The 16136-nt window shown below is 51.4% G+C and carries 11 protein-coding genes and 4 pseudogenes; 7 read left to right on the forward strand and 8 right to left on the reverse strand.

All coding sequences use genetic code 11. From position 1 onward, the window contains the following. Window positions 1-491: 491 nt before the first annotated feature. From CS369_RS16150 to CS369_RS16160, 3 genes are all read left to right on the forward strand, one after another. Window positions 492-1418 carry a hypothetical protein gene (locus tag CS369_RS16150; protein WP_196907903.1) on the forward strand — a complete coding sequence of 309 codons (927 nt, stop codon included), beginning with the start codon at window positions 492-494 and terminating at the stop codon, window positions 1416-1418. Next, on the forward strand, window positions 1390-1746 hold the full coding sequence (locus CS369_RS16155; RefSeq protein WP_196907904.1) for a hypothetical protein: 357 nt from the start codon (window positions 1390-1392) through the stop codon (window positions 1744-1746). Before CS369_RS16150 ends, CS369_RS16155 begins: the two co-directional genes overlap by 29 nt. A 236-nt stretch (window positions 1747-1982) precedes the next feature. Continuing rightward, window positions 1983-2441: a hypothetical protein gene (locus CS369_RS16160; protein WP_196907905.1), complete on the forward strand. Its 459-nt coding sequence runs from the start codon at window positions 1983-1985 to the stop codon at window positions 2439-2441. Window positions 2442-2742: 301 nt separating this feature from the next. Here the strand turns inward: CS369_RS16160 and CS369_RS16165 are convergent, their stop codons facing one another. From CS369_RS16165 to dnaK, 3 genes are all read right to left on the reverse strand, one after another. Beyond that, window positions 2743-3891, reverse strand: coding sequence for a lysozyme inhibitor LprI family protein (locus tag CS369_RS16165; protein WP_196907906.1), 1149 nt, complete (start codon window positions 3889-3891; stop codon window positions 2743-2745). A 164-nt stretch (window positions 3892-4055) separates the two neighbouring features. Next, on the reverse strand, window positions 4056-5189 hold the full coding sequence (dnaJ, locus tag CS369_RS16170) for a molecular chaperone DnaJ (protein WP_196907907.1): 1134 nt from the start codon (window positions 5187-5189) through the stop codon (window positions 4056-4058). Between the two features lie 108 nt (window positions 5190-5297). After that, window positions 5298-7205: a molecular chaperone DnaK gene (gene dnaK / locus CS369_RS16175; RefSeq protein WP_196907908.1), complete on the reverse strand. Its 1908-nt coding sequence runs from the start codon at window positions 7203-7205 to the stop codon at window positions 5298-5300. A gap of 556 nt (window positions 7206-7761) precedes the next feature. On the opposite strand from dnaK, the pseudogene satP reads away from it, so the two are divergent. Further along, a pseudogene (gene satP / locus CS369_RS16180) lies at window positions 7762-8421 on the forward strand (acetate uptake transporter). On the opposite strand, the pseudogene CS369_RS16185 reads toward satP, so the two are convergent. Both CS369_RS16185 and mog read right to left on the reverse strand, forming a co-directional pair. Then, a pseudogene (locus tag CS369_RS16185) lies at window positions 8367-9725 on the reverse strand (MFS transporter). The pseudogenes satP and CS369_RS16185 overlap by 55 nt on opposite strands. A gap of 127 nt (window positions 9726-9852) precedes the next feature. Continuing rightward, a pseudogene (gene mog / locus CS369_RS16190) lies at window positions 9853-10434 on the reverse strand (molybdopterin adenylyltransferase). Window positions 10435-10666: 232 nt separating this feature from the next. Between mog and CS369_RS23920 the strand changes: the two are divergent. Together CS369_RS23920 and CS369_RS23925 are read left to right on the forward strand one after the other, a co-directional pair. Continuing rightward, entirely contained in the window at window positions 10667-11257 is a 591-nt protein-coding gene (locus CS369_RS23920; protein WP_244665057.1) for a hypothetical protein, read from the forward strand. 76 nt (window positions 11258-11333) lie between these two features. Beyond that, the gene (locus tag CS369_RS23925) at window positions 11334-11756 is read left to right on the forward strand and encodes a GGDEF domain-containing protein (RefSeq protein WP_244665058.1); all 423 of its coding nucleotides are present in this window, start codon (window positions 11334-11336) and stop codon (window positions 11754-11756) included. A 204-nt stretch (window positions 11757-11960) separates the two neighbouring features. Here the strand turns inward: CS369_RS23925 and tal are convergent. Then, window positions 11961-12868, reverse strand: a pseudogene (gene tal, locus CS369_RS16200) (transaldolase). A gap of 179 nt (window positions 12869-13047) precedes the next feature. Here tal and yaaA point away from each other — a divergent pair. Continuing rightward, window positions 13048-13821 carry a peroxide stress protein YaaA gene (gene yaaA / locus CS369_RS16205; protein WP_196907909.1) on the forward strand — a complete coding sequence of 258 codons (774 nt, stop codon included), beginning with the start codon at window positions 13048-13050 and terminating at the stop codon, window positions 13819-13821. A 90-nt stretch (window positions 13822-13911) separates the two neighbouring features. On the opposite strand, the gene thrC is transcribed toward yaaA, so the two are convergent. Both thrC and thrB read right to left on the reverse strand, forming a co-directional pair. After that, complete coding sequence (thrC, locus tag CS369_RS16210; protein WP_196907910.1) at window positions 13912-15201, reverse strand: threonine synthase; 1290 nt, start codon at window positions 15199-15201, stop codon at window positions 13912-13914. A 3-nt stretch (window positions 15202-15204) separates the two neighbouring features. Then, window positions 15205-16134: a homoserine kinase gene (gene thrB / locus CS369_RS16215; RefSeq protein ID WP_196907922.1), complete on the reverse strand. Its 930-nt coding sequence runs from the start codon at window positions 16132-16134 to the stop codon at window positions 15205-15207. Window positions 16135-16136: the final 2 nt, after the last annotated feature.

The raw sequence follows: 16136 nt of genomic DNA on the forward strand, positions 1-16136 counted from the left end.
GATTTAAGCAAGCCCAACATCAATCGAAAATCAGTGTTGCAAAAATGGGGGTGACCATAGATTTTATCGTGCCGCTTAATGCGCTACTTTATGCTGGCGTGCATCCAGAATTCATGAGGTTCTCTATGGTAACGCCAGTAGCCAAAAAATCTTCCCCCATCATAGTGACAAACCAGGAGCCAAAAACTCAACAAGCGGCACCGATAACATCACAAAGACCCTCTGGGTTAAACGCCTTGAACGGGCTTGCCAACAGAGCACAACTCGCCAGCGTGCCGAGCGGTAGACCTGCCACAGATGGTGTGATACCGCAGCCCAAAAATAACGCGTTAGTACAGTTCATCAACCCCTTCACGCGGTGTATCAATGTGCGCGCGGTGGCTATGTTTAATCAGTCAAAACATGGCGCAGCTGCGTCTCAAACTCCGAATAAAGGGCAACAGGCCCGCGCGGCAAAACCAGCCCATGCCCATTCGGCTCGACAAAAAATCATGGCTACTCTCGCACGTGAAGCTGAGCAGCAGATCAATAAAAGTCATTTACGGAAACCGGACACGGGAAAACGATTGACCCGACAGGCCATCTCGGGACCGATTCTAGGTCGGCCGCCCACTCAGCATACGGCAACCGCATTGGCAGCCAACACCACCAGCCGTGAAGCGCTTACAAAAGCCAAAACCCTTGTCGATAACGCCGTAACGGAGTTTGGGATTGTCGAAAAGGGCATGGCGGATACCCACTATGCCAGCCAGGCTATCGACTCAGCCCTCTGCGCTATCTATAGCAACCATAAGGACACCTTCTTAAAGCGTCTGGAGCACAGCGCCAAACCTGTTCAGAACGAACTGCTCAGCACCCTTCCCGCTGACACGCAGCAAACCATTAGACAGGCGCTCTCTGGTACCCACACTTCGCCGCAGCAACACACCAATACGAAAATCACAGGCGCGTTGGACAGGTTGGAACAAGTAAAAAACAAACCGTTAGTGAAAGCGTTTGGCATGCACCACATCGTCAATTTGCTACAAAAAGGGATAGTCAATATTGCGGGTCGCAGTGTGTTTAAGTACAGTCTGCAAGACGCTGTTGCCACGGCCTATCAGAAAGGACGCAGTGTCAGTCTGGCCACGGGATCGCTAAAAGCGCTTAACGACGTGACGCAAGAAATTACACAGCATCATCAGGGTTCCGCTGACGCACGCGCAAGCCATCTGCCGTATCCACACACGGCGCTGGAAATCGTTAGCCACGAAGCCGTACTGAATCATCTCTTAAAAACCAAAGGCCACGCACGCCATGATGGAAACGTTCTCTCAGCCGCTGCGCAAATTGCCTACCATAAAGGACTTTGTGATGGCATTCGCAATACCATAGGCAGCGCCGCACAGGATGCAGGCCTTTCCGGCCACCCCACATAGTGATAAAGCCTTCACACCGACGGGAGCTGGCGCCAATCCCTATATCATACCAACGTTAGATGCGGTAACTCAGCACTACCCCGGCGCGTTGATGAACCCGGAAATTAAAGACCAACTGTCAAAACATGCTCATCACCAGCTAATGGCAGAAATAGATACGCTATCAAAGCATTTAAAACCCAAGCTTGAGAGCTTGTCATCCTCTGATAGTGATAACGATCCGACATTAAAAGCTAAACTACAAAATTTAATGAAATATTCTCCCGATCGTTTCGACAACAGCCTGGCGAAGATTTCTACGCGTTTTGAAGGGTTCGTCTCTTATTGATGCTATTGGCTCAGCGGATTATTGAAGCGGCATAACTCTCACTTAATTAATATTCCTCTTAGCCTTCAACATTCATCTAGCGCTCAGGAGCCCCTATGCGAGCAGCGATATCAAAGAACATCAGCACATTAATGAAAAATTTTATGCCCCCCTTACCGCCATCATAGACAAAAAATACGTTTGTTGGCGTTATAAAACATGATCTCCAAAAAGCGTCAAACAATACAATAAAGTTTATGCCTTCAGCCAAAGCATTATCCACCGCACCCGCCAAACAGCTGCCGCTCAGTGAACGCAACGTTATTTATGCGCGGAAACTCTCAGACAATTTCGCAAGCGAACACGGTAAATTCCTACAGGATCTGAACAGTCGTTTAGCCGCGGGTCACCCTTCACCGATTAAAAAGCTACTCGTTGCCACACCTGCACCAGCGCCTGTCACGCTGAGCACGTTCATTCCTCCAGCACCGGTAAAACCCGGTAAAATGGGGATGCCACCGCCGCCGCCCCCTATGCCACCAGCATCGTATGTACCGCCAAGAATCATCCAGACGGATACGGTAAGTTCAGCACCGGTGGTCCGTGAAAAGAAAAGCATTAAACCCGAAACAACACCACAATATAACTCAGTCATGGATGAGCTTAAAAAGAGGCTTGAAGCTTCATCCCTTAAAGCACAGACCGTAAACCACTAAACTGCATCAAGAAATACATATGGCGCGACATCTCGCGCCATTGCCTATATACCCGTCATACTTCACGTTACAGATGCGTTGGCTGCGTTCTCTCACCCGAATCACTTACCTAAGTAAGCTCATTGGGATTCGTTCGCTTGCCGCCTTCCTGCAACGCGAATTATTTAGGGTATAAAATAAAAACAGCGTTATTATTCGGTAGCAATATAGAACCCATCCAGATAACCATCGCTGCCCCTGTTCCCATATTCACATTCATAAGATAGGTGTCTGGCAACAATGTAATTCTCACCCTTGCATTTTATATAATAAGGGTGCACCAGACCTTCAACAGGCAATATTCTTGTTGTGGTTTTCTTGTCGATATCCGTTTTTCAAACACAGGCAACACCGCCATCATTATCAAAATAGAACGCATTTTTGTCCCCCCAGTATAGCGACGATCGTAAGCCCATTGTGATGATTTATTATCATTTGGATCTAATTGAGGAAGGAAAACATCAACACCGAGATCGGGGCGATCCGACGGGAAATAGTAAATGCTGTCAGTTGCCGCAATACGCCATTTCCCATCGGGAGAACCGGCTCGGCTGGTACAGGTTTCAATACCACAATATCCCGTCCACGCCTCACGACCTTCCTCATCGTATTCTCTGACGGTTGTTGCGGGGACTTCTTTGGGGGCCGACAGTCCTTTATCTGATACTTCTATCTCAAACTGCTTTTCATAGTGGTAATCACCGCGACCGTAGCTAATGGAATAGCTAAGGATATTGTCATCCGTGACATTATAGTTCACCACCGGGGTATATACGGAGCTCATCTTGTAATCATAGAGCGTAACCAGTTTTAAATCATTGCTGTGAGGTACCGAATCGGTATACATGTAGATTTTGGCATTGGTCGAATTCGCCACCGCAAAAAATATGGCTAAATCACCATTGATAACCCGATGCGTTAGCAGACGCCAGTAACCATTATTATTTTCATCATACTTCCGCATTTCACCGTGAAAACGAAACAGCCTTTTTATCTTCCACAGCGCTTCCTCGATGGCGAATCCCGACGCGGTTTTCATACCTTTCTTTAACGGCTCATCTAGCCATTTGCCAAACAAATTTTTGACAGAAGAAAATTGATGAACCATTTCAAGATAGCGAATCTGCTGCTGGTATTCAGATTTTATAAAGTCAACATCAGTGCCACACGCATTTCTTTGTGCCAACCATTCGCGTTGCTCCCTCATCAGAGAACCTTTAGCCACGCTATTATCTATTGCAATCGTGTAACGCCGATTCGCGATGGAGTCGATGCAACTCAGCGCAGGCGTGCTGCATATTGTTTTTTCGGTTTCATTGAGGTTTTCGAGCGAGCAGTTAAATCCAGCAGCCTGAACATTTGCATAGCAGGCTATTAATGCCGAAAATAACACGATCTTTCCCAGTTTCATTTTATCCCTAATTATTTCCCTATAAAATCCAATAATATCGGTTCAAATAACTCATTAGCAAGCATGGGGATATAGATTTAACCGATGAGTGCCATATTGATGGAAAAGGTGGGCATAAAAAAACCGGTGATACATCACCGGTTTTTTTGTCTGAACCTACAACGTTAGCGGGTCAGGTCATCGAAAAACTTCTTCACGCCATCAAAGAAGCTTTTAGAGCGAGGGCTGTTTCTCTCTCCGGAAGGTCCACCGAAACTCTCTTCCAGCTCTTTCAGCAGTTGCTTCTGGCGCTCATTAAGATTAACCGGCGTTTCAACCACCACGCGACACAGCAGATCTCCCTGCGCACCGCCGCGTACCGATTTCACGCCCTTGCCACGCATGCGGAACAATTTGCCGGTTTGCGTTTCCGCTGGCACCTTCAATTTCACGCGGCCATCCAGTGTCGGCACTTCAATCTCACCGCCCATGGCTGCCATCGCAAAGTTGATGGGAACTTCGCAATAGAGATTGTTCTCTTCACGCTGGAAGATAGGATGCTGTTTTACCTGAACCTGAACGTACAGATCGCCCGCAGGTGCACCGTGCTCCCCGGCCTCACCTTCACCGGACAAACGGATACGATCGCCCGTGTCCACGCCCGCGGGGATTTTCACCGACAGCGTTTTGCTGGTTTCAACGCGACCATGACCATGACACTTGTTGCAAGGATCTTTGATGATCTTGCCACGACCATGACAGTGCGGACAGGTTTGCTGAACGGTAAAGAACCCTTGACGCATCTGCACCTGGCCATTGCCATGACAGGTTGGGCAGGTTACCGGCGAGCTGCCCGGTTTTGCGCCACTGCCATGACAGGAGTCACACTCTTCAAGCGTCGGAATGCGGATCTCTTTGGCGACGCCACGAACCGCTTCTTCCAGCGTCAACTCCATGTTATAGCGTAAATCGGCCCCGCGGCTGGCACGTTGACGACGTCCACCGCCGAAAATATCGCCGAATACGTCGCCAAAGATATCGCTAAAATCTGCGCCGCCGAAACCGCCAGCCCCGCCACCGCCCATACCGCCTTGTTCGAACGCGGCGTGGCCGTATTGATCGTAAGCCGCCCGTTTCTGCGCATCCGTTAGAATTTCATAGGCTTCTTTGATCTCTTTGAATTTTGCTTCAGCCTCTTTATCACCGGGGTTACGGTCCGGGTGAAACTTCATCGCCAGGCGCTTATAGGCCTTTTTTATCTCCCGCTCATCGGCGTCTTTGGCAACGCCTAGCGCTTCGTAATAATCTTGCTTCGCCATGTTTTTTCCTGCCCTCAACATGCGTGCACGGGCGCAGAGTTTCCTCGACGCCCGTGCCTGGTTTGCCAGCAACGGCTTATCACCGTTGTTGCGCCCGCCTAAGGGCGATTATTTTTTGTCTTTCACTTCTTCGAATTCAGCGTCTACAACGTCGTCTTCTTTACGCGCTGCATCATCTGCATTGCCAGCGCCCGCTTGTGCCTGCTGTTGTGATGCTTCCAGCAGTTTGGCAGACGCTTCGATCAACGTTTGGATCTTCGCTTCGATCTCCGCTTTATCTTCGCCTTTCAATACGCTTTCCAGCGCTTTCAGGGCATCTTCAATCGCCGTTTTATCGTTAGCGGCCAGCTTGTCGCCAGACTCTTCCAGCTGTTTACGGGTGCTGTGCAACAGGTTATCGCCCTGATTACGCGCCTGTACCAGCTCTTCAAACTTACGGTCAGCTTCCGCATTCGCTTCTGCATCGCGCACCATCTTCTGGATTTCATCTTCATTCAAGCCAGAAGACGCTTTGATGGTGATGTTCTGCTCGCGGCCGCTGTTTTTGTCTTTGGCAGAAACGTGCAGGATACCGTCAGCGTCGATGTCAAAAGTCACTTCGATCTGCGGCATACCGCGCGGTGCGTTCTGAATACCATCCAGGTTAAACTGACCCAGCGATTTGTTGTCGTGCGCACGTTTACGTTCACCTTGCAACACATGGATGGTTACTGCAGACTGGTTATCTTCCGCCGTAGAGAACACCTGGCTGTGTTTGGTCGGGATGGTGGTGTTCTTGGTAATCAGCGGCGTCATTACGCCACCCATGGTTTCGATACCCAGTGACAGCGGGGTAACGTCCAGCAGCAGCACGTCTTTAACGTCACCGGCCAACACACCGCCCTGCACCGCTGCACCGATTGCCACAGCTTCATCCGGGTTAACGTCTTTGCGCGGTTCTTTGCCAAAGAAGTCAGCCACTTTCTTCTGTACCAGCTGCATACGGGTTTGACCACCCACCAGAATCACGTCCTGCACGTCAGAAACGGACAGCCCGGCATCCTGCAATGCAACTTTCAGAGGCTCCAGTGAACGGGTCACCAGCTCTTCTACCAGCGACTCCAACTTGGCGCGAGTCACTTTGATGTTCAGGTGTTTCGGACCCGTTGCATCCGCCGTGATGTACGGCAGGTTAACATCGGTCTGTTGCGCAGAAGACAGCTCAATTTTGGCTTTTTCTGCTGCTTCTTTCAGACGCTGCATCGCCAACGGATCGTTGCGCAGGTCAAAGCCTTGCTCTTTCTTAAACTGGTCAACCAGATAGTTGATCATACGGTTGTCGAAGTCTTCGCCACCCAGGTGGGTATCACCGTTGGTTGCCAGTACTTCAAAGGTTTTTTCGCCGTCAACTTCATCGATTTCGATGATGGAGATATCAAACGTACCACCACCCAGGTCGTAAACCGCAATGGTGCGGTTGCCCACTTCTTTATCAAGACCGTAGGCCAGCGCAGCCGCTGTCGGTTCGTTAATGATACGTTTTACTTCCAGACCCGCGATGCGGCCTGCATCTTTGGTGGCCTGACGTTGCGCATCGTTAAAATACGCCGGCACGGTGATAACCGCTTCAGTGATGGTTTCACCGAGGTAGTCTTCTGCCGTTTTCTTCATTTTTTTCAGCACTTCAGCAGAAATCTGCGGCGGTGCCATTTTCTGATCTTTCACTTCCAGCCAGGCGTCGCCATTATCTGCTGCAACGATGTTGTACGGCATGATGTTGGTATCACGCTGCACTTCTTCATCTTTGAAGCGACGGCCAATCAGACGCTTGATAGCAAACAGGGTGTTTTTCGGGTTAGTCACAGCCTGACGTTTAGCGGGCTGGCCAACCAGAATTTCACCATCTTGCGTATAAGCAATAATAGAAGGCGTTGTGCGATCGCCCTCGCTGTTTTCCAGTACTTTAACCTGCGTACCGTCCATAATCGCTACACAAGAGTTGGTTGTACCCAGGTCGATACCAATAATCTTACCCATCTAAACATCTCCACTAAAAAGTCGTATTCGGTGTGGTCGTTCAACCTACTATGCGGGCGAAAAGGGAATTTTCAACTCAACAAGGTGCAATTATTCAATTTTTGCCCTCACGAGGTCTCCTCATCCACACGGCGTTCTTTGATGTTCCAGGCAAACTCCTGCTTCCCAGCACCTCCCGTTACAAGAGGTCAAACCGTTTCGGTTGGAAATAAGATGGGGACAACAATTTGCTCATCAAGGGGTGGAGCGAAAAAAAATGCAGACGATCCCCTTTATGATCAAACTATTCCTCTTGCGCCTTGTTGTATCCGCGCATTCGTCCCGCTATTATGCCGCGCCGCAATTAAAATTTTTTTTGAAAATTTCACCGTTGCGTTGTTTTTACCGTTACAGCGCTTTGATTGTGACATTGCTTGCACAGTTAAATAGCGTTCACAGTGAGACAGCAGGGTCTATCGGGACGACGAGCAAGGACAGCTTGCCAGAGATCAGGAAACACCGACAGAACGCGGCATCGAGCAAGCTACATAACTCCACTATTGTATTCTGAGGATTTATGCAAACGAACTCGCTGGCGAATCCCGGTCCGTTAGGACTGATGGGCTTCGGGATGACCACCATTCTTCTTAACCTGCATAACGCAGGCTTTTTCCCACTTTCTTCTATTATTCTCAGCATGGGGATTTTCTACGGCGGCATCGCCCAGATCATCGCAGGGCTGTTGGAATACAAGAAAGGCAACACCTTTGGCGTGACCGCATTCACCTCTTATGGCGCATTCTGGCTGACGCTGGTCGGCATTCTGATGCTGCCGAAAATGGGCCTGGCAGAAGCCAGTGACGCATAATTTCTCGGGGTATTTCTGGGCCTGTGGGGCGTTTTCACCCTGTTTATGTTCTTCGGCACGCCGTGCGCCAACCGTGCGTTGCAGTTCGTATTTGCCAGCCTGACGCTGCTGTTTGCCCTGTTGGCTATCGGTAACTTCACCGGTAACCACGGCCTGCTGACCATTGCGGGCTATGAAGGCATTATTTGCGGCGCCAGCGCCATTTATCTGGCAATGGCAGAAGTGCTGAACGCGCAGTTTGGGCGTACGGTACTGCCGATTGGCGCACGCGCTGGGCTTTTTTTGTTTTCTTGCCACAGAGCATGCACGGAACACTACAGGCTCTGCGCCGACTCGATAAGCGCCACGCGGCGGCGCGACAGTGTCTGATAAAGATAAAGCCCCAACAGCAAGCCAAGCCCAGACAGCGCCAGCACATAAACGGCTGGTGCTATAGGCGTTATCTGCATCATCAATATCAATGTGACGCTTATCGGTGTCAGACCACCGAAAATCGCGTAAGAGACGTTGTAGGAGAAAGAGATGCCCGAGAAGCGCACTTCTGGCGGGAACGCTTGCACCATCACATAAGGCACCGCACCGACTACGCCAACGCATAATCCCGCAACCGCATACCCTAAGAATAGCAACGAAGGATCGCGCGCAGCCACCAGATAGAAGAAAGCGCAGCCCGCTGCCAGCAGGATGCTGCCGAAAATAAACGTCTTACCGGCTCAGATGCGATCGACAATCATCCCGACGGTCACACAGCCAATCATCAGGGTGATGGTCGCCAGACAGTTGGCCTGCAACGCCATCGAAGCGGGGATGCCGTATGCTTTTTGCAAATAGGTCGGTGCCATCAGGATCACCACCACGATGCAGGCTGAGAGCAGCCAGGTCAGCAGCATCGACACCACAACCGCCGTTTTATGTTTCATCACCACCGCTTTAAGAGGTAATTCGTCCGCCAGACGTTTGTGCGCCTGCATCTCCATAAACACCGGCGTCTCTTGCAGCCAGCGACGCAAATACATGGCAAAGAAACCAAAGATACCGCCGAGGAAGAACGGGATACGCCAGCCGCCGCCGACAATCTGCTGCGGCGTTAATGTGCTATTGAGCAGTGTCGCAATCGCAGAACCGAGCAGAATACCGAGCGTCAGCCGCGCCGTCAGAATGCCACACGCCAGCCCAATGCGGGAACGCGGCACGTGCTCAGAGACAAACACCCAGGCTCCCGGCACTTCGCCACCAATCACAGCGCCTTGTAACATAGGCATCAACAGCAGCAATAACGGCGCAGCGATCCCCATACTTTCATAGGTCGGCAACATCCCCATGGCGAGCGTAGGCACCGCCATCAGGAAGATGCTCAGGCTGAACATCTTTTTACGTCCAACCAGATCGCCAAAGTGGGCCATGATGATGCCCCCCAACGGGCGGGCCAGATAGCCTGAGGCAAAGATGCCGAAGGTTTGCAACTGGCGCAGCCACTCAGGAATATTAGGCGGGAAGAACAGCTCGCCAATCACCGCAGCGAAAAATACAAAAATGATGAAATCGTAAAACTCCAACGCGCCACCCAGTGCCGCCAGGGAGAGCGTTTTGTAATCCTGTCCGTTCAGTTGGCGCTGTTTGTGTGGCAAGGGCTGTGATGAAAATGATTGTGATGGAGCTTTATCACCGTTCATAAGTTACCGAATAAGGCCAGAGTGAGAGAAAAATAATTTTCCGTCTTTGTGTAAAGCCAGGATTACTATAACGGATAAATTTTTACACTCCAGAGAAGCTGTAGCTTATGTTTGAAATGGCCCAATTTTAGATTTTTGTGCCGCGGATCGCAATCTTTGGGCGAAATGCCGCTACCACTTGCGGATCGGTTTCGACATAAGGTTCTTCCAGCAACTGTATACAATACGGTACACTGGCAAAAATCCCTGGTACCACCAAGTTTCCCACATCATCTTTCAACCCTTCCAGCGTCTCTTTGATGGATTTGGGTTGACTCGGCAGGTTCAGGATTAATGCCTGTTTACGAATAACCCCCACCTGACGCGATAAAATCGCCGTAGGCACAAAGCGCAAGCTGATATGGCGCATCTGCTCGCCGAAACCCGGCATTTCTCGATCGGCCACCGCCAGCGTGGCATCCGGCGTGACATCGCGCCGTGCCGATCCCGCCAGTTGTCAGCACCAGATGACACTGACGCTCATCTACCAACTCACACAAAGCCTGTTCAATTAACGGCTGCTCATCGGGAATCAGGCGGGATTCAACCTCAAAGGGCGTCGTCAGCGCAGCAGCAAGCCACTCCTGTATGCAGGGATGCCTTTATCCTGATATATCCGGCTTGAGGCTCGGTCGGAGATGGATAACAGGCCAATTCGCAATTCATTCATAACAACATCTCTGTCAGTTAAAATCTGATTTTAACAATCTTTTTCATGCATGAGAGCAGCACATCGTTTAAGGCACTAGGTTATCAGCAATAATGTGAGATATGCGGGTTTTTATGCCGCCAAAGGGAAAAGTTTGCGTTTATATTTAAAGTCACGGCCACTTAGCGCCGACACTGAGTATGTTAGCGCATTGCTGACGGCAGCTGTACGCGCGAGTACCAAGGAAACGTTCATGGCCGGTCTGAAATATCAATTACTCAAACTCATCTCTCATCCGGTATCTGCGTTCTTCTTCTTTGGTTCCGTGGTTTTTTCTGCAGCCCTGTTCGTCATCTATCACGATCGTCAGGCTGAGTGGGATACTCAGCGACATAACCTTGATAATATTATTAATATTTATCAATCTTATAACACCGGCGGTGAAGTCAAAGACAGTGACATTCGTTTTTTGACCGGCGATTTTACCCAGGTGCGCGTCAGAACGCTGGGCTTCAACACGCGCGACACACAGTCGGAATGCATCACCCACTTGTCACAATTGGATTTAACCTTCAATGACATGACCATCCTGCGCTTGTGCAAAGACAAGCTGCTCGCGATGGGACAATATGCGAGCAAAGGAACCTACACCACCATTTTTCCGCTGATGTCGCCGCTGGACGAGCTGCACGGCGTTATCATCCGCACCACCGGTGTATTGAGTGAACCGACGCTCTATAAGACCGTAAGATCGTTCTTGTCTCTACTCATTGCCGCATTTATGGCGTTACTCGCTGCCATGCTGGGCAGCGTGCTCTCTGTTTGCCAAAAAATACCTGATTGAGCTGCCCACTACCGCCCGCTACGACGACTTGACGGGCTACCTGCGCCGCGATGCCTTTTAGCATGCAGCTAACAAGGTGCTGCAAATCGCCAATGTGACCCGGCGCCCCACCTGTGTCATCCTGATCGATATCGATCATTTTAAAAATGTGAACGATACCTTGGGCCACGACGGCGGCGATGACGCGCTGAAAACCGTAGCCGCCATCCTGAAAAACTCGTTTCGCAAAGAGGAAATCTTCGGCCGTTTGGGCGGCGATGAATTCGCCATCGTTCTGCCCAATATCGCGCTGGATGACGCTTACTGGGTCGCTGAACGCGCCAGAGTGGCCGTGAGCAACGCCACCAGCGCCTCGTCTTCGGGCCAGAAAATGAAGCTCTCCGTCAGTATCGGTTTGGTGGAATATCACATCGCGCAGGAAGATCTTACCCAGGTGATGAAGCGTGCCGATGAGAAACTCTATCTGGCGAAACGTGAGCGTAACCGCGTTGCGCTATAGCCGGACCAAATGGCAACAACAAAAAGGCCGGGGAAACCCGGCTTTTGAGGTTACTGACAAACTGACCTACTCTCACCGTCATTCCCGCGAAGGCGGGAATCTCTTGCAGAAGAAACGCTTTTATTCTCATAGAAATCCCCGGCTTTCGCCGAGGATGACAAGGGGGAAAGGCTCCCCCAGAGAAAACCCGGCCTTCTGCGTCGATTACAGCAGATCTTCAATCATTTTTTCCAGCTTGCCCTGATCGATAGCAAACTTGCGGATACCGTCTGCCAGTTTATCAACGGCCATCGGATCCTGATTGTGCTGCCAGTAGAACTCGGCTTCAGTCATTTTCGCCGGACGCGCTTTGATCTCACCGCTTTAAGCCAGTTTGCGCGGCACATCGCCGGTGGATTCTGACAATTCTTTCAGCAATGCAGGCGCAATGGTCAGGCGATCGCAGCCAGCCAGCTCAAGAATTTCGCCGCTGTTACGGAAGCTGGCCCCATCACCACGGTTTCATAACCGTGCGCTTTGTAGTACTTGTAGATTTCAGTAACGGAGATAACGCCCGGATCTTCCTGAGGTGCATACTCTTTCTTATCCGTGTTGGCTTTGTACCAGTCCAGAATACGGCCCACAAACGGAGAGATCAGGAAGACACCCGCTTCCGCACAGGCACGCGCTTGTGCAAAAGAGAACAGCAGTGTCAGGTTACAGTTGATGCCTTCTTTTTCCAACTGCTCGGCGGCACGGATGCCCTGCCAGGTTGAAGCCAGCTTGATCAGATGTTTGGCTTTGGCAACGCTCGCTTCAGTATCATAAGAGAGGCGAGCATCCACTTCCGTGGAGATACGTCCAGGGATCAGTTTCAGGATTTCCAGACCAATATTGACGGCCAGTTTGTCCGTGGCATCGACAAGCTGCTGTTCCCGTTTGCTGCTCTGCTCACGCGCCAATTTCACCGTGTCTTCAATCAAAGAGCGGTATTCAGGAATTTGCGCTGCGTTCAGAATCAAGGAAGGGTTGGTGGTAGCATCCTGCGGTTTGTAGAGCTTCATCGCGGCGATATCACCGGTATCAGCCACGACCGTGGTCAATTGGCGTAAGGAAGTCAGTTTATCCGTCATGTTGGCATATCTCGTTGTGGGTATATGAACGTCGTCTTGTGTTTCTTACTGATCGCTTATGTTTCGATAATAACACGCACCGCCCCCCGTGCAAGACAGCCTTTTCCTGTTACAGCCATCGCCCCTTTTTTCCGTGTTTTTTGCTACAGTACTTGCAACAAAAACAGGGGAGCCATGCCATGTTGATCACCATTTCGCCAGCGAAAACGCTGGATTACACCAGCCCGTTAACCACCGAGCGTTACACACAGCCCGCGTTGCTGGACCACGCCAGCGAACTGATCGCCCAGTGTAAACGGCTAACACCGGCACAGATCGCCTCGTTGATGGGCATCAGTGACAAACTGGCGGATCTCAACGCGGGACGTTTTAGCGAATGGCAGCCCCATTTCACCCCCGACAATGCGCGCCAGGCCCTGTTAGCCTTCAAAGGCGACGTGTATACCGGGCTTGCCGCAGAAGATTTCAGCGAGGCGGATTTCGATTTTGCCCAGCAGCATCTGCACATGTTATCCGGGGTGTATGGCGTACTACGCCCGCTGGACCTGATGCAACCCTATCGTCTGGAAATGGGCACGCGGCTGGAGAACAAGGCTGGCAAAGATCTTTATCACTTCTGGGGCGATACCATCACTCAGCACCTCAATCAGGCATTACAGGGACAGGGGGATGACATTCTTGTCAACCTGGCGTCTGATGAATACTTCAAATCCGTCAATGTCAAAAAGCTCAACGCTACGCTGATAAAACCGGTATTTCTGGATGAGAAAAACGGCACGTTCAAAGTGATCAGCTTCTACGCCAAAAAGGCGCGCGGTTTGATGAGCCGTTTCATTATCAAAAACCGGCTGACGCAGGTTGAGCAACTGCACGATTTCAATCTGGAAGGTTACTTCTTTGCGGAATATGGCGCGACCAGGCAGGAATTGATCTTTAAACGCCACGCGCAGTAAAGGTTATCGTTCCCCGCACTGCGCGGGGAACGTGAACAACGACAGTTATAACAACAACGCTTATAACTACAACGTTTATAACAACAGAGGTTATTCCGGCAACGCCATCAGGAACTGACGCAGTTGCGCGAAATCGGGTGCAAAGTTGTGCGAGAGCAATTCCAGATCCGCACGCTGCGCCAGCGCTTCCGGCAGATCCAGCGTTTTACCCAGAATCTCTTCTACGCTCTCTTTGAATTTCGCCGGATGCGCCGTCCCCAGGAACAAGCCGAACTCGCCTGGCTGAAGTTGGTCGCGCAGCAGACGATAAGCAATGGCCGCATGCGGTTCGGAGGTGTAGCCCAGCGTTTCCAGTTCATGCATGGTCGCTTTGGTCACGTCATCACTCACTGCACCAAATCCCAGCGTTGGCAGCGCCCAGTTTTTACGACGGAACAGCTCCTCGACGCGCGGCCAGTTGTTCGGCTGGCTGACATCCATGGCGTTAGACAGCGTTGCTACTGTCGGGTTGGGAGCCCATTCGCCGTTGCTGAGATAACGCGGCACGGTGTCATTAGCATTGGTGGCAGCGATAAAGCGCTTTATCGGTAAGCCAAGGGATTTTGCCAACAGACCGGCGGTCAAATCACCGAAGTTGCCACTCGGCACCGACACCACCAGTTGCTGACGCGCGGCGGCAGTCAACTGCGCCACAGCTTCAAAGTAATAGCAGATTTGTGCCAGCAAGCGGCTGATATTGATGGAGTTGGCTGAGTTCAAGCCAATAGCCTGTTTCAATTCTTCATCGTCAAACGCCTGCTTCACCAGCGCCTGACACGCATCGAAATCGCTGTCGATCGCGATGGTATGGATGTTGCCACCCAGCGTACAGAACAGCTTCTCCTGCAACGGGCTGATTTTGCCGCGTGGATACAGAATCACCACACGCACGTTCTCCAGACCGTAAAACGCGTGCGCGACTGCCGCACCGGTATCACCGGAGGTTGCCGTCAAAATGGTGACTTTTTCTCCGTTGGAGACCTGTGCCAGCATTTGCGCCATAAAGCGCCCGCCAAAATCCTTAAACGCCAGCGTCGGGCCGTGGAACAGCTCCAGAGGGGCAATGTCTTCAGAGACCGTGGCAACCGGAGCTGGGAAGGTAAATGCCGCTTTAACGCGTTGATAAACAGTTTCCGGCGCAATCTCATCACCCAGATAGGCAGAAAGAATGCGGCTGCTGCGCGTAACCAGATCCAGTTCCAGCAGGTCATCGATTTCCGTCGAACTGAACTCAGGCAGTTCCAGCGGGAAGAACAGCCCTTGCTGGCGTCCAAGCCCCTGTTTGATCGCCTGCGCGAAGCTGACCTGCTCGTTGTGATCTTTTAAGTTGTAAAGTTTCATGCCTTATCCCAATTGACGTGCGCCTGTCGTGTCCAGACCGCAAATATGAACAAACCCTTCATCGTTCTGCAAATAGTTATCTTGCAGCCAACTAGCCAGACGCTGCGCCTTTTCCATATCGTCGCACACGGAAAACAGCGTCGGCCCTGAACCGGAGATACCGCACGCCAGCGCACCGATATCTTTTGCCGCCTGACGCGCCTCGGCAAACCCAGGCAGCAGTCGCGTACGGTACGGCTCGGCAATCACATCCTGCATCAACGCCGCCGCCAGCGCAGGCTGGCGGGTGTGACAAGCGTGAATAAAGCCCGCCAGATAACGGCCATGGTTGATGCAATCCTGACGGCGATACTGCGCGGGCAGAATGGCGCGTGCTTCCGCAGTGGACACTTTGATCCCAGGATATGCCATGACCCACAGCCAATCGTCAAACGCAGGCACCGGCTGGCTGATAATGCCGTTTTGCTCGATCATCAGTTGAATACAGCCCAGGAAGCACGGAGCGACATTATCGTAGTGCACGCTGCCAGAAATACGTCCTTCCAGCTCCCCCATCAGCGCCAGCAAACGCGTATCATCCAGCGGCTTGCCACAAAATTCATTCATCGCCATCAGGCCGGCAACCACGGAACAGGCACTGGACCCCAGACCCGAGCCGATCGGCATGTTCTTTTCCAGCGTCATGGCGACAGGAATGGTTTTCCCCACTTCCTGGCAAAACCGCTCCCAACACTGGTAGACAATGTTCTCTTTCGGCTCACTCGGCAGTTTGCCGACAAAACGGCCTTCATTGCGCAAGCTAAAGCTATCGGCCGCCGTTACGGTCACGCAATCGCCCAACAGAGCGCCATCAACAGGCGTAACCGCCGCGCCCAGCACATCAAACCCAACGCTGACGTTGCCGATCGACGCGGGCGCATAAATTTTAACCATCA

This window comes from Candidatus Symbiopectobacterium sp. 'North America' (assembly GCF_015762685.1).
Lineage (GTDB): Bacteria > Pseudomonadota > Gammaproteobacteria > Enterobacterales > Enterobacteriaceae > Symbiopectobacterium.

Excerpts from the sequence above, each read along its gene's own strand:
- yaaA (WP_196907909.1), top strand. The coding sequence starts at position 13,048 with ATGTTGATCACCATTTCGCCAGCGAAAACGCTGGATTACACCAGCCCG.
- CS369_RS23920 (WP_244665057.1), top strand. The coding sequence starts at position 10,667 with ATGGCCGGTCTGAAATATCAATTACTCAAACTCATCTCTCATCCGGTA.
- thrC (WP_196907910.1), bottom strand. The coding sequence starts at position 15,201 with ATGAAACTTTACAACTTAAAAGATCACAACGAGCAGGTCAGCTTCGCG.
- CS369_RS16165 (WP_196907906.1), bottom strand. The coding sequence starts at position 3,891 with ATGAAACTGGGAAAGATCGTGTTATTTTCGGCATTAATAGCCTGCTAT.
- CS369_RS16160 (WP_196907905.1), top strand. The coding sequence starts at position 1,983 with ATGCCTTCAGCCAAAGCATTATCCACCGCACCCGCCAAACAGCTGCCG.
- CS369_RS16155 (WP_196907904.1), top strand. The coding sequence starts at position 1,390 with ATGCAGGCCTTTCCGGCCACCCCACATAGTGATAAAGCCTTCACACCG.
- CS369_RS16150 (WP_196907903.1), top strand. The coding sequence starts at position 492 with ATGGCTACTCTCGCACGTGAAGCTGAGCAGCAGATCAATAAAAGTCAT.
- dnaJ (WP_196907907.1), bottom strand. The coding sequence starts at position 5,189 with ATGGCGAAGCAAGATTATTACGAAGCGCTAGGCGTTGCCAAAGACGCC.
- dnaK (WP_196907908.1), bottom strand. The coding sequence starts at position 7,205 with ATGGGTAAGATTATTGGTATCGACCTGGGTACAACCAACTCTTGTGTA.
- thrB (WP_196907922.1), bottom strand. The coding sequence starts at position 16,134 with ATGGTTAAAATTTATGCGCCCGCGTCGATCGGCAACGTCAGCGTTGGG.